This is a genomic window from Prosthecodimorpha staleyi (genome assembly GCF_018729455.1).
Lineage (GTDB): Bacteria > Pseudomonadota > Alphaproteobacteria > Rhizobiales > Ancalomicrobiaceae > Prosthecodimorpha > Prosthecodimorpha staleyi.
This window is the reverse complement of record NZ_JAHHZF010000022.1, coordinates 1-24,108: the sequence shown is the minus strand read 5'-3', so window position 1 is coordinate 24,108 and position 24,108 is coordinate 1. Positions and strand designations below refer to the sequence as shown.

The window sequence follows — 24,108 nt, the reverse complement described above, 5'->3', positions numbered from 1 at the left end:
TGGACGCTCCGTTCTTCAGTGATGACTCGCCATTTCCCGTTCGGAAATGCGGGTCGCAACTGCTCTTGGGTTCGATGTGGCGCAGCGATGGCCGTCGCGTTAGGGTGCTCGCCATCGTCGACGACTACACGCGCGAGTGCCTGGCGCTCGTCGCCGACACCTCGCTTTCGGGCCTGCGCGTAGCTCGGGAACTGGACATCGTCATTCGGCTGCGCGGCCGCCCGGAGACGATCGTGTCCGACAACGGCACCGAGTTCACCTCGACCTGCGCTGGTGCCAGGAGATCGGCGTCGCGTGGCAATACATAGCCCCCGGGAAGCCGACCCAGAACGCCTTCGTCGAGAGCTTTAACGGGCGCTTCCGGGACGAATGTCTCAACGACAGGCTGTTCTCGGCGCTCGCCGAGGCTAGCAGCGCCACTACATCTGGAAGGAGGACTACAACTGCCACCGACCCCACTCGGCCCCCGGCAACATCCCGCCCGCCGAGGCGGAGACGAACTTCTGCGCAGCCATTGAGAGCATCAAACTGGTCGCGTAGGACTCAAGCAAATAGGCCTCCGGCAAACCCACGGCGGCTCAATTTCGGGATTCTGAACGAATGAATCTGCTTTATTTATCGGCCTTCCGAGCCGTCATGCTGACAGGCACGGTCAGCGCTGCGGCAGAATTGCTTGGGCGCAGCCAACCCGCCGTCAGCCGTTTGCTCGACAAGCTCGAGGCAGAACTCGGCGTCACCCTCTTCGAGCGGCGCCGAGGACTCGTGACTCCAACGTCTGTCGCGCGGCTGTTGCTCGATGAAATCGAGAGAGCCTTCGTTTCCCTCGACTCTCTCAAGACGTTTGCTGCGCGTGTTGCCGAGGGCGAAAGCAGTCGGATAGATGCGGCGCTCATGCCGGCGCTGGCGCACAGTTTCATGCCGCGTCTGCTCGCGAAGTTCCAAAAGGAATGGCCGAGGACGAGAATAGTTTTCCACGCCACCGTGTCGGCGCGCGTGGAGGAATGGGCGGCTTCGCAGCAGATCGACATCGGCCTTGCAGAGACCCCATTCCGACGGTCCGGCTTCCGCATCGAGCCTTTCAGTGATGCGCCCTACATCGCCGCGGTGCCACGTGATCACCCTCTTGCTGACAGATCGCGGATCGAACCGGCGGATCTTGCTGATGTACCATTCATCTCCTGGACCGCGCTGACCTCTGCCGGGCAACTCGTCCCGCAGGCGTTCCGTGCGGCGGGCGTCCGATATGCACCCACCTACGAGACGACAATCTCGGCCGCGGTCTGGGAAATGGTGAAGAGTGGGATCGGCATCGGGCTGATCGACCCCTATACGGCCGTGAGCCAAAGCGACGAACATGTCCGACTGATCCCCTTCTCGCCAACGATACCGTTCAATGTCGCACTGCTTCGGCCAGACACGCGTTCCGCCAACCGCGCGGTCGAGGCTCTGCTCGATCTACTCGCCACCGAACGCGATCTGGCATTGCGGCAGTTGCCGCGATAATCGTTTGGAGAGTACGCAGACATCATGATCTCACGTGCGCTGACCATCCTGATCGCCGGAACCGGGCGTTTGGCGGCAATCCTGGCGAAAGCGGCCAGCAGGGCATCGGCTTCCGACACGATTGCAGTCGTCGGGCGCAACCGAGAAGCGCGCGACGCTCTTATTGCTGAAGTGCCGGGCCTGCGGACTGGCGAGCTAGACTGGGCATCGCGCGCAGATCTACTGATCCTGGCGGTATCGCCACAAGCGTATCCAGACGTGCTCGCGGCATTTGCCCCCCATCTCGCACCCAAGACCGTCATCGTTTCGGTTACGAATGGCGTCGCCCTCGAGACGCTCGGACAATGGACAGCCAATCCGGTGGTCAAGGCCATCCCGACGACTGCTCAGGCGGTCGGTTGCGGCGCCGTGCCTGTGGTCGCCGGTCCGGCTGCGACCCCGGCTGACATCGCCCTGGTGAAGGGCTGGTTCTCGCGGTTCAGCCAGCCCTTCGACGTGAACGAGGCGGATATTCGGGTCGCATCGAACGTTGCGAGCTCCGCGATCGCTGTTCTGGCCCTTTTCGCCCGCGCATTCGTATCGGCGAATGCCGCGCGAACCGATACGATTTCTCCGGCTTCGCTCGACATAATGATCGCCGAGAGCCTGATCGCGACAGGTGAACTGCTGAGGCAGGGTCATAGCTACGAGACGATCATCCATTCGACCGCAACGCCACTTGGGGTGACCGAGGCCCTGATGCGCCCTCTCGCCGAAGTCGCGCCTGAAGTTTGCGTGCGCATGGTGGAGGCAGGATTCGTGCGGCAATCCGAGCTTCAATCCGATCCCAAGAGCTAGATATTCCGCTCCCGGTCGCCCCATCCCTTCCTCAGGCTCACGGCATTGGACGACCCGTTGGAGGTCAGTGCCCAATATGCATCTTATGCATACCGATCGTCAAACATTCTATTTTGATCATTTTAAAACTGGTGCTTTGCTCTCGTTACCGACTTCTCTGGGAGCGTGGTGACGGATCAGCATGACGAGGCCGGCACCCATCACGAGCCGTTTCGACGTTGCCGTCATCGGCGGCGGCATAAACGGAACAAGCGCGGCCCGCGAGATCTCGGCCGCCGGCTACCGGGTGCTGCTGGTGGAGAAGGCCGATCTCGCCAACGGTGCCTCGAGCCGTTCGTCGCGGATCCTGCATTGTGGACTGCGATACTTCGAAACCCGTCATCCCGTACGGACCTTTGCACGCTCGCCCGGGCGCTTTCTGGGCGCCCTGAAGATGGCGAAGGCGGCGATGGAATCGCGCGAGGAACTGGCGCACCTACGCCCCGAGCGCTGCAAGCCTTTCACGATGTGCTTTCCGCTCTACGCCAACGACGACATTCGCGGATGGCACCTCGATATTGGCTTCGCACTTCTCAAGCGCCTGGCACCCTCAGGTCCGCCGCTGGACTATCGCCGCATTCGAGACGGCATCGATCAGACGCTGCCCTTCGCCGCCGACCTGCGTGATCGGGGGGAATTGAGCTCAATCGCGACATACCGCGAATACATGATCGACTCGCCTGACCGGATCTGCGTCGACAATGCGCTCGAAGCGGAGCGCAACGGCGCCGAATTGCGGCTCTTCACGATGGCCACGCTTCGCGAGCGCAGCGCGAACGGAGACTGGGTCGTCGATCTTTGTGACCAATCGGGGTGCAGGCAAGCGATTGGTGCCAAAGTCGTCCTGAATCTGGCGGGCACATGGATCGATGGTATCCTGCCCGCAGGACGCGCCTCCAATCGTCCTCTCGTCAGAGGCACGAAGGGCGCCCATATCGTCGTGCGCCTGCCGGAGCGCTACAGGAGCTTCGGTATTGCCACGCTTCATCGCGGCGGCTTGCCGTTCTACTGCCTGCCCCTTGAGAACGATTGGTTCTGTTTCGGACCGACCGAGACCCCCTTCGACGATGATGCCGACACGACTCGCACCAACGGCGATGACATCGACTTCCTGCTCGGTGAAGCCAATCATCTGCTCCCGGGCTTGTCGCTCCAGCGCAAGGACATCGCGTTCACCTGGGCGGGCGTACGCCCCCTGACCTTCGATCCCGACCAACCGATGGGCCGTCGCACGCGTGAAATTCACGATCTGACCGACCGCGGCCTGCCGAGAGTGCTCGCCTTGACTGCGGGACCGGTGCAGAGCCACTTGAGCGCCGCCCGTGAACTGCGTGACGCGGTCGCCAAGATACTACCGCTTCCGCAATCGGCGCTCGCCGTCGCCAACCAAAACACCAAGCCCCCCTCCGCGATGTCGGGTTCCGGGTCTGACAGACGTGAGGCTTATCGCAAGGCGGTCAGCGAGGAGCATGCCCGAGACTTGCGCGGCATACTCTACACGCGGACCGGGCGCGCCTGGGGGCACCATGTCGAGCGCGATCTCGTTACGCATGCAGCTTTATCAGTAGCGGACCTTCTCGGCTGGAGCGCTGAACAGGTCCACGCGGAAGTCGACGCTTTCCTTGAGCATCAGAAGACCTGTTTTCCGCGAGGAGACGCGGCTTGAGGAAAGCCAGAACGATCATCCAGTCTTCATAAAGGGGAGTGAGACATGCCATCATTCATGAAATCAACGGTGCTTGGCGCGTTGATGGTCTCCGTCGTGAGCGCCTGTGCGGTCCTGGCGAGCAGCGCGTCGCAGGCGGCAGACGGGCGTCTCAAGGAAATCCTCGACCGCGGCTCTGTCAGGGTTGGCGTCCAGGGCGCCTTCAAGCCCTGGTCCTTCCCGGCAACGGACGGTTCGCTTCAGGGTATTGAGGTGGATCTCGCCAAGAGCGTCGCCGAGGCGCTCGGCGTGAAGTTCGAACCCGTCGTCATCACCTCCGCGAACCGCATTCAGATGCTGCAGCAGGGCAAGATCGACCTGATCATCGGCGGCATGTACGACACCGCTGATCGGCGGAAAGTCATCGGCATCATCGAGCCTTCCTATTGGACGTCTGGTCCGACTCTTCTGGCCAAGAAGGGCGTGATCAAGGATTGGAAGGACATTGCGGACAAGCCCGTGTGCGGCAAGCAGGGCAACGCCTACAACAAGATGGCGGAGACCCAACTCAAGACCAAGCTCACGGCTTACGCGGGCAATACTGAAGGCAAGGAAGCGCTGCGGAGCGGGAAGTGCGTCGCATGGCTGTATGACGACGTGAGCATCATGGCCGACCTCGAGCTGCCGGAGTGGGCCGATTATGAAATGCCCGTGCGCACCCTCTACACCAACCCCTGGGCTGCCGCCGTTCCGCTTGAGGAGCAGAACAAGGGCTGGGGCGTCTTCATGACCGGGATGGCCTATCGCTGGCAGGCCGAAGGTACTTTGATCGATCTCGCCAAGAAATGGAACGTCAAACTGGACCCCTGGTTTGCGGAGCAAAATCACAAGCTGAAGTGGGACACGTCCTATCTCGCGCCGAAAAACTGAGCTCGAACAGGAACGCCAATGTCTCGGCATTCAATGCCGGGACTGAAAGCCTCTGGCACTCCTGCGTTTCTTCGAGATCGCAGGAGTGCCAGAGGAAGCGGTCTGCGCGGTCCCGAGGCCTTACTGATGGATGCTCATGCTTGATGTCATTGCGCCTTATTTCAAGTGGCTGTACGAGACGACCGGTCTGAACTTTAACGTCTTCTACGACAGTTACGAGTTCAACCGGTTCTGGGCGGGCGCCAGCAATTCGCTCCAGCTGATCTTCTGGACACTTTTGCTCTCGCTCGTCGTCGGCGTCGTCGGAGCCTGGGCCCAGACGGCGCGAAGTGTCGCACTGCGCGTGTTGATGGACGCCTATATCCAGGCTTTCCGTAATACGCCTCCGATGATCCAGCTTCTCTTTTTCTTCTTCGGTCTCGGTGCGTTGACTCCGGCCGTGGACATGGGCGGCTATTCGCAGCCGCTTATCTCGGCCTATGGGTGGGCCATCATTTCACTCGGCATTTTCGGTGGGGCTTTCAATGTCGAGATCTTTCGATCGGGCCTGGAGGCCGTTCCGGAATCGACGCTGGAGACCGCCGAGAGCCTCTGCTTCTCCCCCTGGCAGATCTATCTTTACATCACGTTGCCGCTAGCCTTCCGCATCAGCCTACCGGCGCTGACGAACAACCTCGTCAGCCTGGCGAAGACAACCTCGCTCGCCTACGTGATCGCCGTGCCTGAGATGACTTACGTCCTCAACCAGGTCTGGTCGGACAACGTCAATGTCCCCGAGATGATGCTTCTGCTCTGCCTCTTCTACATCATCGTCGTAACCGCGCTCGCCAGCGCGCTTCACTTTCTGGAGCGCCGCCTCGCCCTGCCGGGATACGGCCAATGACCCGGCGCGCCTTCGTTCTCGATACCGAGGCCTTGTGGCGTCCGCTCTCCTGGATCAGCTGGCGCTACGGCGCGTGCCTGTTCGCGGCCTTCCTCGTGTCCGTCGTCTCGGCTTGGGCGCAGTCGGCCGCATCAGGCCGACCGTCGGCGCTTCAAACGCTCGGGAACTGGCTGCCCTTCATCCTGAAGGGCTTTGCCCTGAACCTGGCGATGAGTTTCATCGCGATGGCTCTCGCCACCATCCTGGGCGTGGCCCTCGGCCTGATGCAGATCAGCCTCAGCGGGCTGGTGCGGGCTCCGTCCCGTTTCGTCACGCATCTCCTGCGCAATTCGCCATGGCTGGTGATCCTCTTCGCCATCATGTACCTCATGCCGACCGAACTCAGGCTCCCCGGCGGCATCAGGATGCCTCTGCCCGACTGGTTCAAGGCGACAATTGCCTTCGCGCTTCCGGTCATGGGCAACATCAGCGAGATCGTCAGGGGTGCGGTGCATTCCATTCCAACCGGCCAGTGGGACTCGGCCGAGGGGCTCGCGTTCACCCGTTCGCAGACGCTGCGCTTGATCATTCTTCCCCAATGCGTGAAGCGCGCGATCCCGCCATGGATGAACTGGTATGCGCTGCTGACGCTGTCGACGCCGATGGCCTCGATTTTCAGCGTTCACGAAGCCGTCTCCAACGCCCAAGCAGGGATGGAGGCGGCAGGTGCAAGACCGGACCTGCTGTTCCCCTTCTACTTGTTCCTGCTGTGTCTCTTCTTTGCATATATCTACCCCATTGCGCTATGGACGCGCCGGCTGGAGCAAAAATATGCTGTCTGACAGCAACTCCGACATGACCAGACCCGCGAAGGCTACTGGGGAGCCCATCGTGTCGCTGCGCGACGTCCACAAGTCGTTCGGCGAGCTGGAGGTACTCAAGGGGGTCAGTTTCGATGTCCGGAAAGGCGAGGTGATTTGTATCATCGGGCCTTCCGGATCCGGCAAATCCACGCTCATCCGTTGCATCAACGGCCTCAGCCCCATTCAACGGGGCTCCATTAAGGTCCGGGAACAGGAGGTCAACGACCCCCGGCTCGACAAGCTCGCGCTCCGCAAGAAGGTCGGCATCGTTTTCCAGCAGTACAACCTTTTCCCCCACAAGACCGCGCTCGAGAACGTCATGATGGCGCCGGTCAAGGTTCTGCGGGAGCCGAAGGCCGAGGTCGAGATCCGCGCCCGCGATCTCATCAGGAAGGTGCGGCTCACCGGAAAGGAAGACGTCTATCCAGGACAGCTTTCGGGCGGACAGCAGCAGCGCGTCGCCATCGCGCGGAGCCTCGCCATGCGTCCGGAGATCATGCTGTTCGACGAAGTGACGGCGGCCCTCGATCCGGAAACAGTCAAGGAGGTGCTTGTGACGATCAAGGAACTCGCAGCCGACGGGATGACGTGCATCCTGGTGACGCATGAGATGGGGTTCGCCCGCGAGGTGGCGGACCACATCTACTTCACCGACCACGGCGTCATCGTCGAGCACGGCCCTCCGCAGGAATTCTTCACCAACGCCAAGGACCCGCGCACGAGGCAGTTCCTCAGCCAAGTTCTCTAGCCCACGACCGCCGCGCCGGACGGCGCGGGAAACCTCATCACCACTGGTCAAAGCCATGCGGTCTGGTCGCGCGAACGGCGGCGCTTGGCCCAAGTCCCGGAAACAGCCATGTACATTCCTGACCCCGCGATCGTAGCCAAGGATCCCCTCCTTCAGCCGTTGAAGATCAAGCACCTGACGATCCGCAACCGGATCATGAGCACCAGCCATGCCTGTGGGCTTGAAGAGGGAGGAATGCCCGGCGACGCCTATCAGAGCTACCATGAGGAGAAAGCGAAAGGCGGCATCGGGCTCTCGATGTTCGGCGGGTCGTCAAATGTCGATATCGACTCGCCCAACATCTTTCGGCAGCTCAACGTCGGCACCGACGAGATCATTCCTTATCTGCAGCGTTTCAGCGACCGGATGCACGCGCAGGGCGCCGCTCTCATGTGCCAGATCTCGCATCTCGGCCGCCGCGGCGATCCTTATGCTGCCGACAGATTGCCCACCATTGGCCCCTCGGTGATCCGCGAGACCGCTCACCGCAGCATACCCAAGGAGATGGACGAGCACGATATCGCCCGGGTGGTGAAGGCCTTTGCGGCCGCCGCCCTGCGCTGCAAGGAGGGCGGTCTCGACGGTATCGAAACGCATGCCGGCGGGCACCTTATCGGCCAGTTCCTCTCGCCCGACATGAACAGGCGGACCGACCGTTTCGGCGGGTCACTCGAAAACCGGTGTCGCTTCGTGCTGATGGTCCATGAGGCAATCCGTAAAGCGGTAGGCGACGATTTCCTCGTAGGGATCCGACTCACCGTCGACGAAGGGCCGCACAATTCGCTGCACCTGGAAGATTGCATCCGCATCTGCCAAATCCTGAAGGAAGCCGGAGCTGTCGATTTCTTCAACGCGATCTATGGCTCGATGGAGTCGGTGCCGGCACTGGCCAAGTACAACATGCCGGGGATGGGCACCCCGCTGGCTCCCTGGGTGGAGCCAGTTGGCGTCTTCAGAAGCGAGGTAGGACTGCCGGTCTTCCACGCCGCGCGCATCGCAGACCTCGCTTCAGCCCGATACGCCGTGCGTGAAGGCAAGGTGGATATGGCGGGCATGACGCGCGCCCAGATCGCAGACCCGCACATCGTCGTAAAGATGGCGAGCGGCAGGGAGGAAGAGATCAGGCCCTGCGTGGGCGCGACCCATTGCCAGTCCCAGCATCGTCCATCCTGCCTCCACAATCCGGTCACCGGCCGCGAACTCACGTTGAAGCATGTGATTCCGAAGTCGGATAAACCGGGCCGCAGGGTTGTGGTCGTTGGCGGCGGACCCGGCGGCCTCGAGGCCGCGCGCGTCAGCGCCGCGCGTGGCCACGATGTCTCTATCTACGAGGCAGCGGCTGAATTCGGTGGCCAGATCCTCGTTGGCGCTCACTCCTGGCGGCGCGACCTGAAGGGGATCGTCGAGTGGCGGGTTGCAGAGCTTCGGCGCCTCGGCGTGAACATGCACACCAACGCCTATATGAACGAGAACGACATCGCCGCGCTCAGTCCGGACGTCGTGATCATGGCGACCGGCGGTTTGCCGATGATCGATGTCCGTGAGGGAGAGGCTCTCTGCACCAACACCTGGGACGTCCTGACCGGCCAGGTGTCTCTCTCGGGAGACGTGCTGGTGGTCGACGGAACTGGCCGGCATCCCGCGCCATTGGCAGCCGAGCGAGCAATCGAGATGGGTGCGCGGGTCAGCTACATTTCGGTCGACGCTGTGATTGCCGAGGAACTGACCTATTCCGAGCGCACCCGCTGGAAGCAGCTCTTCCTGAAGTACGGCATCCAGCCGGTCACGGAGACGCGGCTCATCAGCGTCGCGCGCCAAGACAACCGGCTCCTGTGCAAGCTCTTCTGCGACCTCTCGCAGGACGTATCGACCCGCCTCGTCGACCACGTGGTGGTCGAGCATGGCTCCGTCCCGATGTCCGAAGTCTACGACGCGCTTCGCGGGCATTCGGCCAATGACGGCGTGACCGATCTCGAGGCCCTGGCGATGGCCGCGCCACAGCCGGTGCCTCCAGCGCCCGGCTTCACGCTGCACCGCATCGGCGATGCGGTCGCCAGCCGCAATATCCACTCGGCGATGCTGGAGGCATTGCGGATCTGCAGCACGCTATGACTCGCCGCAGATCGGGCTCATGCCTTTCAACGGCCAATCTTGTCGAGGAACTGGTACCAGCCCACCACGGTGCGGACGGCGGGTTCCCGCAGGAAATAGAAGGGGATCGCTTCCGGGCGGTCCCGACGCATCAGGCCGAGATCAGGTTTCTCGCCGATGACGAGTTCGAGCGCATGGCGGCCAAGCAAGCTCGCCATCGCGACTCCGGTGCCGTTATAGCCGAACGAGAAGGCGGTCCTCGGATTGGCGAGTCCGATCTGCGGCAGAGAATCCATCGTCATGGCGACGAGTCCGGACCAGCGGTGGGTGATCGGCACGTCGGCAAGTTTCGGAAAGATCCCCTTCATCGCCGTCTCGAGCGCGGTGAAGGCCGAGGCGGAGTCCGTCTTGCCGAAAGCCCCGCGGCCGCCGAAGAGAAGGCGATCGTCGATGCGCCGGAACCAGCGCATCATGCGCCTCGTCTCGCTGTAGCCGCGTGCATGAGGCACGAGAGAGTTGAAGGTTTCGGGCGGAAGCGGTTGCGTTGCGATCATCGCGCTCCGGAAGGGAATGACGGCCTGCCTCACCATGGAAGTTGCCGACGAGAGGTTGGAATAGCCGTTCGTCGCGACGATCAGGCGCTCCGCGCGCACCGAACCTCGGGACGTCGTCAATTCGATGCCTGCTGGTGCCTGTTTCGCTTGCTCGACCAGAGAGCGTTCGAAAATCTCGCCGCCCCCCGCTACGACGGCTCGTGCCAGGCCGCGAGCATAGTTGAGGGGGTGGATGACCCCGGCGTGGCTATTGAGGACACCCCCGGCGAAATCCTGGCTGCCCGTCTCGAATGCGGTCTCCGCTCTGTCGAGCAGTCTCAGGCTCTGGTCGCCAAACGTCTCCCGCACGGTCCTGGCCTCGCCCGTCAGAGCCGCCAAGGCCTGGGCGTTGTGCGCGCAGCGCAGGTTGCCTGTCTTCGCAAGCCCAGCCTGCTGGATACCGAGCTCCTCGACATAGCGTTCGACGCAGTCCATGGCGTCGTGACCGAGGCGGCTCATCCGCTTGGCTGTCTCCACGCCGTGGTGCCTCGCCATGTCGCTTAGCGAGACGCGATACTTCGTGGAGACAACACCACCGTTGCGGCCCGAGGCGCCGAAGCCGACCTCCTCCGCTTCAATGATCACGGGCTTGAGGCCCGCCTCGATGGCCCGCAACGCTGCGGAGAGGCCGGTATACCCGGCCCCGACTATGGCGACGTCCGCCGTTACGCTGCCGGATAGCGCCTTGAGGGGTGGAGCCGGTGTCGCGGTCTCCCGCCAGAGAGAAGGTGCCGGCGTCATCCGTTGCATGGGTCCCGCCTCGACGATTACCGCAAGATCAGCCGCGCTCGACGGCGTCGGCAAGCTCACCGAGTGTGGCGAAATGGAAATCCGGCTTCGTGAGAACCTTCGGTACCGGAGTTCCGCCGAAGCCCTTCAGGCCCTTGCGACGCTCGATCCAGCAGACCTTGTATCCGAGCTCCCGGGCAACACCGATGTCATGGTGCTGGCTCTGCGCGACGTGGAGGATCTCCTCCTGCTTGTAGCCAAAGGCCGATTGACGACCGAGATTGAACGCGAAGAAGCGTGGATCAGGCTTCGGATACTTGGCTTCGTCGGAAGTCACGCTGTCGTGGAACGGCAGCCCCAGCTTGTTCGCGCAGTTGGTGTAGGCGACCCTGTCGTAATTTGTCATGGCGACCAGACGGAACTTGCGCCGCAGGCGCCGCAACGCGTCGACGGAATCGGGAAAAGCCGGCGCGTTGAAGAAAAAGCGAAAGTAGCAGTCCGCGGCAGCCTCGTCCGTGGGCAGGCCGAGATTCTTTGCGGCGAGCAGATAGACGTCGCGCATCACCGCACTCGCCGCGCCCGGAAAGTGCTCGCGAGCGGCGAGATAGGCACCGAAAATCTCCTCCTCGCTCAGTTTGGCTGCGGCCGGTCCGCCAGCATTGCGAAAGCCGTCGAGGACACCTCTCTCGAAGTCGATGCAGGTTCCGACGATGTCGAAGGTCAGGACCTTGAAGTCAGCGAAAGACATGGAGTGCATCCTATGATTGCATGCGCGAGGGGTCAGACCCCGCCTTCCAAGCCATTGTGTCCGGAACCCGACAGATCCGGCAACGCCCCAAATCATCAAGGGCAAGGTTACATTTTGTAATGTCCCGGCTTCGGCGGTTGCTTCCTTCCCTGAATGCGCTTGTCGCCTTCGAGGCGGCCGTGCGCTGCGGAACATTCTCGAAGGCAGCCAAGGAACTTGGCGTCACCAGCCCGGCGATCAGTCGGATGATTGGACGCCTGGAGCTTCATCTTGGCCTACAGTTGTTTCGACGCACCCCATCGGGGGTCGTGCTGACTGAGGAAGGCGATAGACTTTTCTCGAGCGTCTCGGGAAGTTTCGACAATATCGAGCGCACGGTTATTGAGCTTGTCGACCGAAAGCGCATGGCTCGGCGCCCGATAGTGCTGTCAGTGTCGGCTGCGTTCGCGACGCATTGGTTCTTGCCTCGACTCGCGCGATTTCAGGCACGGTTCCCCGGTGAGGAGATCCAGTTCCAGCTCATCAATGGATCGCTCGAGGGTGCCGTCGACGGCGTCGACATCGCCATGCGTTTCGATCCAGGTCCGACCGATGACTTCGAAATCTTCCCACTCATGCGCGAGCTGCTGCTTCCGGTCTGTGCCGCTCATTACGAAGGTGCGCGCGGGGATGCCGGAGCCCTGATACCAGCGGCCGCGCGGATGATCACGCTGAGCGGGTCTCCGGTTCACTGGGAAATGTTTTTCGCGTCGGGCGACAATAGGCCGGCGACGAACGAAATGCTTTTCACCGACTATTCACTTGTCATTCAGGCCGCACTCGTAGGCCAGGGGATCGCCGTCGGCTGGTTCAACGTCATCTCGAGCCTCCTGGCCCGAACGGCGCTCGTGCCGGCGCGTCCGGAAGTGGTCGCTACGAAGCGGCGCTGCGATCTCGTTCTGCGAAAGAGGCGTCATCCGGCTGTCGTGAACGAGATATGCCATTGGATAGCAGAGGAATATCGAAGTGACGCATCCCGTATGGCGGAGCGCCATCCGGACCTCGCTGCCGCTCTCTTGGCCGAACTGCCTGCGGCCGATACCCAACAGTTCCCTTATCTGCTTTCGGACGATGCCGGTGGTCTGAACCCAGAAAACTGGAGCGTTCGGAGTTAGAGTTTCGGCGTGCGAGCCCGGTGCTGGGCGGAGCGGAGCCGATGAAGGCATCGAAGTTCACGGACGCCAGAAGGCGTTCATCCTGAAGCAGGGCGGCGAGGGTGTGCCGGTCGCCGAGATCTGCCGCAAGGCGGGGATCAGCCAAGCCACCTACTTCAATTGGAAGAAGAAGTATGAGGGGCTGACGCAGCCCGAGATGCGGCGGTTGAAGCAGCTCGAGGAGGAGAATGCCAAGCTGAAAAGGCCGGTGGCGGACCTCTCCCTCGACAAGGAGATGCTGCAGGATATCGTCCGCCGAAAAATCTGAGTGTTGATTTCCGCGGAGAAGTGACCCGGGCTTTCCACTGAGAACTGACCCGCCTTGATGATGGTCGCGGGGTCAGTTTGTCGTCAAGTTTCGGGCTTTCTCCTTGGTTGGCTTGTCGGGTTTTGCCGAGCTGTTTCTGAAGCGGAAGCTGTCGTTGCCGGTCTCCATGATGTGGCAGTGGTGGGTGAGCCGATCGAGCAACGCGGTCGTCATCTTGGCGTCGCCGAAGACCGTGGCCCACTCGCTGAAGCTGAGGTTTGTGGTGATGACGACGCTTGTGCGTTCGTAGAGCCGGCTGAGCAAGTGGAAGAACGTTGAACCGTGGCGCGATGCTGTCAGACCGAAGGTATTTGCGAACAGTGTTCCTCGAAAGTCCGGTGCGCCGGGAGATCTCTCGGATCGAGAAACGATCCCGGTAGTGCCAGCGCCGGATGACGCTCAATAACTCCATGTCGATCACTCCGCTGTCCCCCGCGCCGATGGCGAGGGACGAGGTTCAAACATGGGTCAATTCTCAATGGAAAAATCCGCGTCGCCCGGGTCAGTTCTCCGCGGAAATCAACACTGCAGACGATCCTGCGCTGCCACATCGCCGCCCTGGAGGCGATCGGCGGCGCGCCGCGCGAGATCCTCTACGACCGCATGAAGACTGCGGTCGTCGGCGAGGATCCGGACGGGCTGGTCGTCTACAACCGCGGCCTTCTCGATCTCGCCCGGCACTATGGCTTCCAGCCGCGCGCCTGCCGGCGGTATCGGGCCAAGACCAAGGGCAAGGTGGAACGGCCGTTCCGCTACATCCGCGAAGACTTCTTCCTGGCCCGGACGTTCCGTGATCTGGAAGACCTCAACGTCCAGCTCCGGCACTGGCTCGATACCGTCGCCAATGCCCGCGTCCACGCCACCACCGGCCGGGTCGTCGCGGAGGCCTACGCCGAGGAGAAGCCGGCGCTGAAGCCGCTGCCGCTGGTGCCTTACCGGTCGCTTCTGAAGCTCGAGCGGCGCGTCTCGCACGAGGGCATGGTCAGCGTCGGCGGCAACCCTGCGCGAGAAGAGCCGCTTCTTCTGCCGCTTCGCTCTCCTGATCGTCGATGAGATCGGCTACCTGCCCGTCATCGCCGGCGGCGGCAACCCCTTCTTCCAACTCGTCAACGCCCGTTACGAACGCGGTGCCATGATCCTGACCTCAAACCGCGGCTTTGCCGAATGGGGCGACGTCTTCGGCGACCCTGTCGTCGCCACCGCGCTCCTCGACCGCCTGCTCCATCACGCCAGCGTCGTCCAGATCGAAGGCGCCAGCTATCGCCTGCGCCATCATGCCGATCTGGTCCCTGAACACATCCGGTCCAAGGCCATCATCCAGCCCCCGCCGATCGCTGTCCCGCGCCGGCGCGGCCGACCGCCCAAATCAGGAGCCGCAGACCAGAACAACCACTGATCAACAGCACTCTCAACCGGGGAATTTTAAGAGCCCAAAAGTGGGGAGATTCCGCGGCCCGTTGACAAGGATCGCTGCGGGCGGGCCTCGACCCTCGTCGCCAGCCAGATCCCGGTCGCCGAATGGCACGCGGCAATCGGCGACGCCACGCTCGCCGACGCCATCCTCGACCGGCTCGTCCATTCCGCCCACCGCATCGAGATCAGAGGCGAGTCCATGCGAAAGAGGCTCGCCGAGAAGACCCTCGGAGCTTGATCCCGAGACCACGAAACGTCACCCTCCAAACACGCCCCGCTCGGCGTCTGCGAGGTGGTCGCCTTCCTCCGGATCAGGTGGTCGCCTTCGCGTGCATCAAGCGGTCGGCTTCGCGTGCATCAAGCGGTCGGCTTCGCCGGATTTCACAGTCCGAATTCGCGGGGTCACCTCTTTATTTTACCCCATGCCGTCCGTAACATATCTTGACAGCGAGAAGGAACGGAAGGTTGCACCCCTATAAATCGGCCCCCGATAAGTCGAAGTGGATGAAGTCGGTTGCTAATAGGCATCCGCTTTCAATCTTGGATTGGTATGAAAAGAAATTTGAAATCGCAGACGGCCCGATTGCTGCAGCGGGCAGTTGCTTCGCGCAGCACATTGGGCGACACTTGAAGACCTCAGGGTTCTCTTACGTCGACACCGAGCCAAGTCCGCACTGGATGCCGGCAGAGGCCGCTCCAAAGTTTGGGTACGGCATTTACTCGGCACGATTTGGCAATATTTACTCCCCTCGACAGTTACTTCAACTGATGGATCGCGCTTTAGGGGTGCGTCAGGACGACGAGATTTGGCGATTTAGGGGTGGTTACGTCGACCCGCTTCGCCCAACGATTGAACCTCCATTGGAAACCCCAGAGCAGGTGGATGTTTCCCGTCGTCTACATTTGAAGAATGTCGCCTTGATGTTCAGATTAGCGAAAACATTTATCTTTACGCTTGGCCTTACTGAGACTTGGATCAACAAAGATACCGGAACTGCTTACCCATTGTGCCCCGGGACGAACGGCGGAGAGTTCAATCCTCACAAGCACGAACTCGTGAACTTTGATCATCAACAAATCGTTTCGGACCTTGATGCCTTCATCTCAAAATTTCGTGCAAACCGACCAGATGGTCAGATAATTTTGACTGTATCTCCGGTTGCTTTGATGGCCACAGCGACGGGTGGGAATGTTGTTGTTTCGTCGTCGTATTCAAAAGCAGTTCTACGTGCAGCGGCGGGCCATCTCGCCGGAAAACACGAATTCGTAGATTATTTCCCCTCCTACGAAATCATTGCGTCTCCCCCTATGCGCAGCATGTTTTTCGAACCAGACATGCGAGAAGTCAATCCTTATGGAATTTCCCATGTAATGGAGCAATTTTTCTCCCAACACCGGCCATCGAAGGCTCATGGCTTTGCTCTGGCAAAAAATGAACCGAAAGTCTGCAGGGCCGATGCAATTTGTGATGAAATTCTTCTTGAAATAATGGAAACGCAGTGATATGGACATAGTCTTTCTTGGGGATTCTCATATCTGGTCGCTCGTGAAGGGCGTAAAATCGATCAATCCGTCGCTAAAAGTGAAATCGCAACCACTCGGTGCTCATCAGCATCTTTGCGATTCATTTTTTACGGCCGATGGAAGTTCTATAACGATTACCAAGCCGGAACTGACAAAATATGTGCAATCTCTTCCACTTCCTGGATACGAGAATGCTCCGCATATTGTGTCAATCGGCTTTCACAGCGCACATTTCACGAGGGTCGCCAGGAATTTTGGCCACTTAGATACTCTCAAGCGTGAGCGATGGGCGATTTCAACCGCCACATGGGATGCCATTATAGAAGCGAAGCAACGCCCTCAGATGGAATTCCTAAGGGCGCTGAAAAAAGTGGTCTCGTCAGTCGTCGTTGCTGAAGCGCCGCGACTTTTCGCAGCAAGCGAATACTGCCAAGGTCAAAACTTAGACACAATCCGTTTCATTGACAACAGAGTTCGTGAAATCTTCGCAAGTTTCCTAGAGAAAGAATGTATCCCGGCTGTGCGTTTACTTCCACACATGATTGATATCGATGGATTTATGTCGCCCGAATATCGCTCAAATAAAGATGGCGACCAGCATCACGCCAACTCAAAAATTGGAGAGGAGCTAGCTCCTTATATTTTCAGTACAATATTTGGATTCGGATCTACAAACGGGAGTCTCAGAGAGGTGGCCCCGCAAATTCGGACGGTCGCTTGAGTGGATTTTCTGCCTGAGAGCGGCGAGGATTTCGCCGCCGATCAGGAGCATTCGATGACCAAGAGAACCCGCCGGACGCATTCCCCGGCTTTCAAGGCGAAGGTGGCTCTGGTCGCCGTGAAGGGAGAGAAGACCCTCAGCGATCTGGCGCAACAGTATGACGTGCATCCGAACCAGATCACGACCTGGAAGAACCAACTCCTGGAAGGGGCTGCCGGTGTGTTCGGCTCGGACAAGGCCGAGGCGAGCACGGTGCCGGTGGACGTGAAGTCGCTTCACGCCAAGATCGGCCAGTTGGCATTGGAGAATGAGTTTTTAGCTGGCGCGCTCGGCAAGGCCGGATTGCCGAGCGCAAAGCGATGATCGATCGGGGGCACGACCTGCCGGTTTCGCGCCAGGCGGAGGTACTAAACCTCGCCCGGTCGACGGCCTACTACAAGCCGCGGCCGGTGTCGGCCGAAGACTTGACGCTGATGCGCCGCCTCGACGGACTGCACCTCGATTTTCCGTTCGCCGAAGCTCGGATGCTGCAGTCTCTGTTGCGGCGCGAGGGCGTGACGGTCGGCCGCCGACATGTCGCGACGCTGATGAAGCGTATGGGTATAGCCGCGATCTATCGTCGTCCGAACACCAGCAAACCGGCGCCGGGACACAAGATCTACCCGTATCTGCTGCGCGGGGTGAAGGTCGAGACGGTGGACCACGTCTGGGCCATGGATATCAGCTATATCCCGATGCGACGCGGTTTCGTCTATCTGGCCGCGGTCGTCGATGTGGCGAGCCAGCGGGTGCTGGTGCATCGCGTGTCGATCACGATGGAGACGGCATTCTGTATCGAGGCGCTGGAAGAGGCCATGGTTCGCCACGGCAAGCCCATGATCTTCAATACCGACCAGGGCGGCCAGTTCACCAAGCCACGCGTTCACGAGCCTGCTCGCGGCGGCCGGCATCGCGATCAGCATGGACGGCAAGGGTGCCTGGCGGGACAATGTCTTCGTTGAGCGGTTCTGGCGATCGATCAAATACGAGGAGGTCTATCTCAAGGCCTACGATAGCGTGCCGGAAGCAAGATCGTCGATCTCGAAATACATCACTTTCTACAACTCCGGACGCCCGCATTCGAGCCTTGACGGGCGCACGCCCGACGAGGCCTATTTCGGCGGCCGGCAGATGGCCTTGGCCGCCTGATCGCCGCCCGCGATTTTGTCGCCGCTCTGGTCGGGCTACGCACTCCCGACGCTGCGACAAAATCGCCAAGCCCCGCATCCGACCCCCGGCAGGAGATCCACTCAGATTTCGCGGGGCGCTGTCCGATCAAGCGGGGCCACCTCTCAATTCCGCCGCTACCTCTGGCTCACAGAGCACCCGAAGACAGCCTGAGGAAGGCCCCTGATAGGCGCAGACGCGGCGTCAAAGGCCAGAAAGCACCACGACCGACCCGTCATCGCCGCGCGGACGGGCGTTCTCCGGTCCAAAGGCGGCAGCGGGCCGGGTTCTTCGAGGTGTCCAAGTGATATAGAAATTAGCGCAAATTCGTCCGTCCTGAGCCGGGTCATCGCAGCCAAGAAAACTTCCACTGACCTTCAGTGTACCAACCGGTTCGAAAGAGCTTTTTCAACGGCACGCTCTTCGAACTGCTCGCCAAGAAAATCGAAAAGTGGCCGGAGCGCGTCCGATGAGCGTGTATACTGATCGTAGGAGATCAAGCAGCAGTCGGAGGAGGCTGCGAGCGCAAGCATCATGTCGTTATAGCGCGCGATGTTGCTTTCGATCTTCGCAGGGTCCTGCCCCTTCCACCACCCGGCCTTGAAGCCTGACTTCGCTACGGCGCCAGGTTCGCGCATGTTGAACACGAACTTGGCGGGCGCAAAACAAGCGCGAAGGAAGTTCAGGTAGCCACCGAGGTCGTCCATGTCGATACCGAAATGTCGGATTTCTTTGAAGCCGAGGACGCGGGTATCCTCCGAGGGGTTGAGGATGTTGCGCTTAAAACTCTCGACGAGATCGGTGGTGAATGTGTCCGCATCGATGTGCTCGGCTCCGTACCACGGGTTCGTCGCATTGGTCTGTTGCTTACCATAATCTTCGTGCGATCGATTCGCGGAACGAACGCTTTTATAAATATAATACAGAGTATTGTAGTTCTCGCCAGATATTCTCCAACCGGGAATATCATTCAATATGGATTGAACCAAGGTAGATCCGGATCGGCCATAAGTAATGATGAATACATATCGCATGGATACACCGGCTTCAAAGCGTATGATCGACGCCATTCTCTTCGTAGAATGCCTTCAGTTCCCCGAACGCCTTTGCGAAGCGCCGGTTGGTCTCCGCCCAGTCGTGATCCAGGATGGCTTGGATCGGGTCCTGCCAGCCGTCTTCGATCGCTCGACTCGGTAGGTGATAGAGATCGCAGAACTCGGAGAGCCGAGAATCGTAGGTGAAGTAGAAGCTCGGTCGTCCAGCCACCATCGCGACCATGTTGCCGTGGAAGCGAAAACCGATCGCCGCATCGTGGTCCCGCATTCGGGCGATCCATTCCTCGACCGTTCTCACCGAGACCGTGCGGACCATCAGGTCGAGCGGCGACAAGTAAAGATCAGCCTTGAGCTTCGAAACGGCGCCCTGGGCAGCGCGTAGGCGCTCGCCGAATGCCAGGCTTCGGTCGGCAACATCGTATTCGAGTCGGGTTCCCTGTTCGTAGATCGTGGTAACTGCAGAGTTCTTGATGGCATGTGTGATCGTACGACCTTGAAGGGCAAGGGTTAGATCCGGGTCGCGGCAGAACATCGTCTTGCCGAGCGCGATGTGAGTCGAAATCGCCAAGGACCGCCTCTGTCCGCGCAGCATCTCTGGAACAGCGATTTCTGGCGTACGCAGATGATAGAATAGCGTCGGGCACCCAGTCACGCGGATGTTCTTTCCTCCGAGCCGTTCGACGACCTTGGCTGTGAAATCGCCTCGCACCGAGATCGATGAGCATTTTTCGTTCAACCGAGCAACGAACGATCTTGCGTCGGAATTGCCGTCTAAAAAACGCGGATCTTGTGTAGAATTTTGCGCCCCAAGACCTACTAGCGCAACAGGGGCATTGATACTATCGATCGTTCGGTTAGCTTTTTCGAATTGGAACTGGTGGTGCAAGTAAGTTGACCCGCGCACAACGGCATAGTCGATATTATCTGGTACGTCCTGCCCAAACATAAATGACCTGAAATTCGCGGTATTTATTTGCCGAAATATAGCAGAGGCGACAAAACGGTCGCCGTAGTTCGTGGTCGAGACGCGCATATCTGGCCAACCGAATATCAGGCCTTTATGAGTAATATTGAGGTGAACGAGGGCAACGAGTTTCATTTCGTCTCCGAAACCTCTTGTCAGGGAAGTGTCCAGAAAGGAGTTATGTGCGTTCTGATGGTCTTGGGGCTATCTTTCACGCACCGCATCCTTCTGTAGATCATCCAGCAAAGCCGACCATGACATTGGCTGCATAGTCGAACCCGTCATCGCCATCGGAGACTTTTTAATGCCTAAGCGCAGAGCTGGACGTGCGCAGCAGGTAAGGACACGTGCTGCACTCTTCACGTGAACATTGGTTAGGTTAATAAAGAACGCGCAGCCCTTATGCCGTTACTTTTACCCCCCCTCGCCGAGCAGCGCGGCTTTGCCACGCCTCATTATTTTTAAGTCCTGACGATCGCGACAGCCGCGATACGGAATTGAGCGCAGGAGTGCCTTCCGGAAGAGCATGGTCGGATGCGGTACGGCGCCTACCGCATTCGTATGGCCTAAAAGCGATTCAGCCTGGCGCTTCACCCGGATCGCATGACCTGTCCCGGGCACGACCTTGTGAATTACGCCCTGCTCGATGCTCCTAAGATTCCAGCCCCAGTCCTCGTAGCCGATGCCGCGTGTCAGATCCGTTTGAGGGTAGGGAGCACGCAAAAAGACATCGCGCCGTGCGCAGGCGAGCGCCGTCCAGGGGTTGGAGACGGAGAGATCGATCAGATTGAACTCCTCCGATTCCATGTCGATGTGCCGATAGCAATAGGCATTGCGCCCGAAATAGATGCTGACCTCGGGGTGCCATACGATCGGCTCGGGGCGATGCACATGAGCCTTCGCGCAGGCGGTCAGCCAATTGTCGCCCCAGAGATCGTCGCCGTCGAGGAAGGCGACGAGATCACCCTTGGAGGCTTTGGCGCCATCGTTCCGGGAGAGGCCGAGATCACCATGATCGACTTCAATGGCCCGCCAGTTCTCTGCGTCGCAATGATCGTGGACGATCGTCCGGGTCATAGAATCGGCGCGATCGAGAACGATGATGACTTCGGTCGTGATGTTGTGCTCACGGGCATGCGCGACTGCCTGGATCACGCTGCCGAGCGTTGGCTTGACGAGGAGCCCCTCGCGATGCGCATTGACGATCGCCGTAACTGAAATGGACGAGTGCATTACGCCTCCAGGAAGTGGCCGGAACCCGATATCGCCTCCACATAGCCGTCCCAGCTATGGTTCCGCACAAGCCTGCGTGCCATGGCTTGCGCCCTCGTCCTTGCCGCTTCCGGGTCGGCGAGCACGGCAGTAACCATCAAAGCGAAATCATGCGGCGCTCCGGATTTGACCAAATAGCCAGTCGTATCATCTACTAGCTCGCTGATCCCGCCGATGTCCGGCGCGATGATCGGCAGGTCGTGCGATCCCGCTTCTAGGAGGATGTTCGGGATACCGTCCCAGAGCGCGGTATATAGGAAGGCTGCATATTCGGAGAGCGGCAAGTCGGCAAAGGACGAGAAGGCGCCACGGTAGACGATCTTGCGGTTCGATGCGGCCAACTTTTCGAGCGCCGCGACCGCTTCGGACGGACCGTCACCCCAGACCTCGATCGTGGCATCGGCCGGGATCGCGCGTGTGATCGCAGGGAGAATGGCGTAATTCTTCTGCCGGGCGAGGCGCCCGGCCCAGAGGATCTTGCGTGATGTCAGATAGTGGACCGAGTTGCTCGCAAGGTGGATCGGTTGTCGCACAGCGCTCATCTTGGCGCGTAGGTCCGTGGGCAGGTGATATTGGCGCACTAGCTCGGCCAGGAAACGTTCATTATCGCTATAGAGATGCGTAAGATGCGCGATCGAGTCGCGAAAATGCGAGTCTGCGTACCCGGCCGGGTTGCCCGCATCGTCGTAGTCTCTACAGAACAAGCAGGCATATACTGCGGTGTAAACTGATAAAAACCTTCCACGACCCTTCAGAGCTTCCCAGAACGATGGCGAGTTGACATTGAGGACTGCCTTAGGTCGATATATTCTTAGGATATTTTCGATCAATTGCGCGCGCTCGTCGAGATTAGCTTTGGGGAAGAGGCCGGGGAGGGAGATCACATCGACGCCGTTGGCGATCCAGTCGCGTGCATCCGGCCGGTCCCAGTCAGTCATCACAACCGCGACAGACTCGGGTCCGAAAGTCTCCGCAGCCGCACGGGCGAAATGCGAGGCGACCAATTCGGCCCCACCTCGGACAAGCCAAGGAACGAAGATCATCCGATCGTAAGCATACGGGTATTTCTCGACGACGGTCTTTAAGGCGTCGAGCACGCGATTGTTCTTCGGCCGGCCGTCGACCAACTCGACGCCTTTGAAGAAGCCGAGCCGCCGGTCGAGCGATAACTCCCCGTCGAGATGGCGCACCGAGGACCACAGGTCATTGACCGTGCGCAGATATCCCTTGGGCGGCGCCGGAACAAGATAGGCGGCGGCACCATGTTCAATATAGTGGAGAAGTGGATTTTCATTGCGGATTGCCGGGTACTGCTCCCAGTACCAGGACGTTGAGAAATGTGGTCCCGGATCGCGCCCCTCCCAAACACCATAATCGCACCAGTGCTCGAGCGGGCCGAACCCGCACAGGCGGACATCCGGATAGTTTTCGAGATACCAGTCGGGGTCGAAATACCCAGACCGCAGGATCTTAGTGTACATCTCCTGGTCGGTTTTCGAAACGTGCGACTTTGACTTGACTATTTCTTCGGTATCCTCGGGTCTGACTGCGCCGGGAGCCGCGACCCTTGCCGTAAATATCCGGCCCTCAAGTATACCGAATTCTACATAGTGCTTCCAAGGATCGACATCGGCTTCAGCAACGTCTGGATAGCGTGCGAGATAAGCATCAGCATCAAAATTCGGTGCCGGATGGTCAGCGAGAACGTTTCGACGCGCGCCTTTGAGCGATTTCCGCAATTTGTTAAACAACATACGCATACTTAAACACCCCGACCTGGATTGTTAATAATTTTAGCGAGGTAGTAATACGGGCACTCTGAAGAGCCATTCATCATATCGTTCTTGAGCCAGAGATAAAAATTCCATTGCGAAAAGATATCTATAAGCAAAAAATCCAGCATATGAAGCTCCTACGAGTTTTTCGAAACCATCTTGACGCGGTCGAGCGTGGTATCTAATCGTTATCGGCAGTAATTACATTTCACATTTCGTACTCTTTCTGATGATCACGGAGCCGGTTATTTGATAATTTTTTGACTTTTAATTATTTTGCGCATTTTGACTGGGTAAGAAGAATTTACAATTAGTAATAGGAATATGAAATAATTAATTTGGGCATAAACGCCTATATTGGGCTAATACCAACGGCCCTCATTCTTGACCGATATGAGCCCAGTCTCGCATTCCGATGGATGTGATCACGACTGGGGCTGCGGTGAGGCTTTTCCAGGCGTCGCATGCTGCCTCGATGATGTCGGGATAGGCCTCGAAGACGCGATTGGAGAGCCAGTTTGCCCTGAGGTACTGCCAGATGTTCTCGACCGGGTTCAACTCGGGAGAGCGCGACGGCAGCAGGATCAGGGTGATGTTCTTCGGGACCCGCAGTTTGTCGGTCGTGTGCCAGCCGCCGCGATGCAGGCCCATCTCGACGAGATCAGCCGCACCGTGGACCAGGAACTGCTCGTCGCTGAGCGCAACCATCCGCTGAAGCATCGCGTCGATCTGTTGCTTTTTGGCTATGAAGGTGGCCGCGGCCTTGGTGTTGTCTTTGCTCGTCACGGCGACGTTCTTCCGCTGCCGCTCAGCATTAAGGCGGGCTCTGTGACCGAAGCCAAGTCAAATGATAGAAGTACTCGATCACATAGAACCATAAGCCGACGTTGCCAGACCGATTTCGTTAGGATCGATGGGAGTTCGCGTCTTTCCAAAAATGGCATGACCGCTGACGCCTGGGAGCGCGCAGCGGTCAAGGTTCGTTGGAGGAAGCCTTAGATCAGCCACCGGCGGCCGAGAAACCGCCGTACCCTCTCGGATTTCGATCTAA

General features: G+C 59.6%; 18 protein-coding genes and 8 pseudogenes. 17 read left to right on the top strand and 9 right to left on the bottom strand.

Translation table 11 applies throughout. The features are described from left to right. Positions 1-83: 83 nt before the first annotated feature. From KL771_RS27275 to KL771_RS27235, 9 genes and pseudogenes are all read left to right on the top strand, one after another. A pseudogene (locus tag KL771_RS27275) lies at positions 84-540 on the top strand (integrase core domain-containing protein); the annotation flags it as partial. A gap of 60 nt (positions 541-600) precedes the next feature. After that, positions 601-1,503 carry a LysR substrate-binding domain-containing protein gene (locus KL771_RS27270; RefSeq protein WP_261971668.1) on the top strand — a complete coding sequence of 301 codons (903 nt, stop codon included), beginning with the start codon at positions 601-603 and terminating at the stop codon, positions 1,501-1,503. Between the two features lie 24 nt (positions 1,504-1,527). After that, entirely contained in the window at positions 1,528-2,340 is an 813-nt protein-coding gene (locus KL771_RS27265) for a pyrroline-5-carboxylate reductase family protein (protein WP_261971667.1), read from the top strand. Positions 2,341-2,521: 181 nt separating this feature from the next. Then, positions 2,522-4,045, top strand: a complete 1,524-nt coding sequence (locus KL771_RS27260) for an FAD-dependent oxidoreductase (RefSeq protein ID WP_261971666.1) — start codon at positions 2,522-2,524, stop codon at positions 4,043-4,045. 45 nt (positions 4,046-4,090) lie between these two features. Continuing rightward, positions 4,091-4,954, top strand: a complete 864-nt coding sequence (locus KL771_RS27255) for a transporter substrate-binding domain-containing protein (RefSeq protein ID WP_315901538.1) — start codon at positions 4,091-4,093, stop codon at positions 4,952-4,954. A 136-nt stretch (positions 4,955-5,090) separates the two neighbouring features. Beyond that, on the top strand, positions 5,091-5,837 hold the full coding sequence (locus KL771_RS27250; RefSeq protein ID WP_261971665.1) for an amino acid ABC transporter permease: 747 nt from the start codon (positions 5,091-5,093) through the stop codon (positions 5,835-5,837). Next, positions 5,834-6,658 carry an amino acid ABC transporter permease gene (locus KL771_RS27245; protein WP_261971664.1) on the top strand — a complete coding sequence of 275 codons (825 nt, stop codon included), beginning with the start codon at positions 5,834-5,836 and terminating at the stop codon, positions 6,656-6,658. Before KL771_RS27250 ends, KL771_RS27245 begins: the two co-directional genes overlap by 4 nt. Continuing rightward, a complete protein-coding gene (locus KL771_RS27240) occupies positions 6,648-7,427 on the top strand; it encodes an amino acid ABC transporter ATP-binding protein (RefSeq protein WP_315901537.1) in 780 nt (259 codons plus the stop codon). Before KL771_RS27245 ends, KL771_RS27240 begins: the two co-directional genes overlap by 11 nt. Before the next feature lie 108 nt (positions 7,428-7,535). Further along, positions 7,536-9,578, top strand: coding sequence for an NADH:flavin oxidoreductase (locus KL771_RS27235; protein ID WP_261971663.1), 2,043 nt, complete (start codon positions 7,536-7,538; stop codon positions 9,576-9,578). A gap of 26 nt (positions 9,579-9,604) precedes the next feature. On the opposite strand, the gene KL771_RS27230 is transcribed toward KL771_RS27235, so the two are convergent. Together KL771_RS27230 and KL771_RS27225 are read right to left on the bottom strand one after the other, a co-directional pair. Continuing rightward, entirely contained in the window at positions 9,605-10,900 is a 1,296-nt protein-coding gene (locus KL771_RS27230; RefSeq protein WP_261971662.1) for an NAD(P)/FAD-dependent oxidoreductase, read from the bottom strand. 28 nt (positions 10,901-10,928) lie between these two features. Then, a complete protein-coding gene (locus KL771_RS27225) occupies positions 10,929-11,627 on the bottom strand; it encodes an HAD-IA family hydrolase (protein WP_261971661.1) in 699 nt (232 codons plus the stop codon). Between the two features lie 137 nt (positions 11,628-11,764). On the opposite strand from KL771_RS27225, the gene KL771_RS27220 reads away from it, so the two are divergent. Continuing rightward, positions 11,765-12,781 (top strand): LysR family transcriptional regulator, encoded by a 1,017-nt coding sequence (locus tag KL771_RS27220; protein ID WP_261971660.1) that lies wholly within the window; start codon positions 11,765-11,767, stop codon positions 12,779-12,781. 41 nt (positions 12,782-12,822) lie between these two features. Further along, a pseudogene (locus tag KL771_RS27215) lies at positions 12,823-13,082 on the top strand (transposase); the annotation flags it as partial. 78 nt (positions 13,083-13,160) lie between these two features. Here the strand turns inward: KL771_RS27215 and KL771_RS27210 are convergent. Both KL771_RS27210 and KL771_RS27205 read right to left on the bottom strand, forming a co-directional pair. Beyond that, a pseudogene (locus KL771_RS27210) lies at positions 13,161-13,409 on the bottom strand (ATP-binding protein); the annotation flags it as partial. Next, positions 13,399-13,539, bottom strand: a pseudogene (locus tag KL771_RS27205) (helix-turn-helix domain-containing protein); the annotation flags it as partial. The pseudogenes KL771_RS27205 and KL771_RS27210, both read right to left, overlap by 11 nt. Before the next feature lie 113 nt (positions 13,540-13,652). Here KL771_RS27205 and istA point away from each other — a divergent pair. From istA to KL771_RS27175, 6 genes and pseudogenes are all read left to right on the top strand, one after another. After that, positions 13,653-14,126 (top strand): annotated as a pseudogene (gene istA, locus KL771_RS27200) (IS21 family transposase); the annotation flags it as partial. 1 nt (position 14,127) lies between these two features. After that, positions 14,128-14,523: pseudogene (locus tag KL771_RS27195) on the top strand (ATP-binding protein); the annotation flags it as partial. A gap of 69 nt (positions 14,524-14,592) precedes the next feature. Further along, a pseudogene (locus KL771_RS27190) lies at positions 14,593-14,778 on the top strand (ATP-binding protein); the annotation flags it as partial. Between the two features lie 266 nt (positions 14,779-15,044). Further along, positions 15,045-16,043 carry a GSCFA domain-containing protein gene (locus KL771_RS27185; RefSeq protein ID WP_261971659.1) on the top strand — a complete coding sequence of 333 codons (999 nt, stop codon included), beginning with the start codon at positions 15,045-15,047 and terminating at the stop codon, positions 16,041-16,043. 1 nt (position 16,044) lies between these two features. Then, positions 16,045-16,785 (top strand): hypothetical protein, encoded by a 741-nt coding sequence (locus KL771_RS27180; RefSeq protein WP_261971658.1) that lies wholly within the window; start codon positions 16,045-16,047, stop codon positions 16,783-16,785. A 54-nt stretch (positions 16,786-16,839) separates the two neighbouring features. Next, positions 16,840-17,973, top strand: a pseudogene (locus KL771_RS27175) (IS3 family transposase). Between the two features lie 395 nt (positions 17,974-18,368). Here the strand turns inward: KL771_RS27175 and KL771_RS27170 are convergent. The 5 genes from KL771_RS27170 to KL771_RS27150 all read right to left on the bottom strand — a co-directional run bounded on the left by KL771_RS27170 (position 18,369) and on the right by KL771_RS27150 (position 23,765). Beyond that, entirely contained in the window at positions 18,369-19,061 is a 693-nt protein-coding gene (locus tag KL771_RS27170) for a sulfotransferase (protein ID WP_261971657.1), read from the bottom strand. Further along, positions 19,039-20,145, bottom strand: a complete 1,107-nt coding sequence (locus tag KL771_RS27165) for a polysaccharide pyruvyl transferase family protein (RefSeq protein ID WP_261971656.1) — start codon at positions 20,143-20,145, stop codon at positions 19,039-19,041. The genes KL771_RS27170 and KL771_RS27165 overlap by 23 nt, the downstream gene beginning before the upstream one ends. A 279-nt stretch (positions 20,146-20,424) precedes the next feature. Continuing rightward, positions 20,425-21,243 (bottom strand): glycosyltransferase family 2 protein, encoded by an 819-nt coding sequence (locus KL771_RS27160; RefSeq protein ID WP_261971655.1) that lies wholly within the window; start codon positions 21,241-21,243, stop codon positions 20,425-20,427. Beyond that, on the bottom strand, positions 21,243-23,042 hold the full coding sequence (locus KL771_RS27155; RefSeq protein WP_261971654.1) for a glycosyltransferase family 4 protein: 1,800 nt from the start codon (positions 23,040-23,042) through the stop codon (positions 21,243-21,245). The genes KL771_RS27160 and KL771_RS27155 overlap by 1 nt, the downstream gene beginning before the upstream one ends. A 393-nt stretch (positions 23,043-23,435) precedes the next feature. Beyond that, positions 23,436-23,765 (bottom strand): transposase, encoded by a 330-nt coding sequence (locus KL771_RS27150; RefSeq protein ID WP_390867866.1) that lies wholly within the window; start codon positions 23,763-23,765, stop codon positions 23,436-23,438. Positions 23,766-24,108: the final 343 nt, after the last annotated feature.

Excerpts from the sequence above, each read along its gene's own strand:
- KL771_RS27250 (WP_261971665.1), top strand. The coding sequence starts at position 5,091 with ATGCTTGATGTCATTGCGCCTTATTTCAAGTGGCTGTACGAGACGACC.
- KL771_RS27160 (WP_261971655.1), bottom strand. The coding sequence starts at position 21,243 with ATGCACTCGTCCATTTCAGTTACGGCGATCGTCAATGCGCATCGCGAG.
- KL771_RS27155 (WP_261971654.1), bottom strand. The coding sequence starts at position 23,042 with ATGCGTATGTTGTTTAACAAATTGCGGAAATCGCTCAAAGGCGCGCGT.
- KL771_RS27235 (WP_261971663.1), top strand. The coding sequence starts at position 7,536 with ATGTACATTCCTGACCCCGCGATCGTAGCCAAGGATCCCCTCCTTCAG.
- KL771_RS27165 (WP_261971656.1), bottom strand. The coding sequence starts at position 20,145 with ATGAAACTCGTTGCCCTCGTTCACCTCAATATTACTCATAAAGGCCTG.
- KL771_RS27240 (WP_315901537.1), top strand. The coding sequence starts at position 6,648 with ATGCTGTCTGACAGCAACTCCGACATGACCAGACCCGCGAAGGCTACT.
- KL771_RS27150 (WP_390867866.1), bottom strand. The coding sequence starts at position 23,765 with ATGGTTGCGCTCAGCGACGAGCAGTTCCTGGTCCACGGTGCGGCTGAT.
- KL771_RS27245 (WP_261971664.1), top strand. The coding sequence starts at position 5,834 with ATGACCCGGCGCGCCTTCGTTCTCGATACCGAGGCCTTGTGGCGTCCG.
- KL771_RS27230 (WP_261971662.1), bottom strand. The coding sequence starts at position 10,900 with ATGCAACGGATGACGCCGGCACCTTCTCTCTGGCGGGAGACCGCGACA.
- KL771_RS27255 (WP_315901538.1), top strand. The coding sequence starts at position 4,091 with ATGCCATCATTCATGAAATCAACGGTGCTTGGCGCGTTGATGGTCTCC.
- KL771_RS27180 (WP_261971658.1), top strand. The coding sequence starts at position 16,045 with ATGGACATAGTCTTTCTTGGGGATTCTCATATCTGGTCGCTCGTGAAG.
- KL771_RS27260 (WP_261971666.1), top strand. The coding sequence starts at position 2,522 with ATGACGAGGCCGGCACCCATCACGAGCCGTTTCGACGTTGCCGTCATC.
- KL771_RS27170 (WP_261971657.1), bottom strand. The coding sequence starts at position 19,061 with ATGGCGTCGATCATACGCTTTGAAGCCGGTGTATCCATGCGATATGTA.
- KL771_RS27270 (WP_261971668.1), top strand. The coding sequence starts at position 601 with ATGAATCTGCTTTATTTATCGGCCTTCCGAGCCGTCATGCTGACAGGC.
- KL771_RS27225 (WP_261971661.1), bottom strand. The coding sequence starts at position 11,627 with ATGTCTTTCGCTGACTTCAAGGTCCTGACCTTCGACATCGTCGGAACC.
- KL771_RS27185 (WP_261971659.1), top strand. The coding sequence starts at position 15,045 with ATGAAGTCGGTTGCTAATAGGCATCCGCTTTCAATCTTGGATTGGTAT.
- KL771_RS27265 (WP_261971667.1), top strand. The coding sequence starts at position 1,528 with ATGATCTCACGTGCGCTGACCATCCTGATCGCCGGAACCGGGCGTTTG.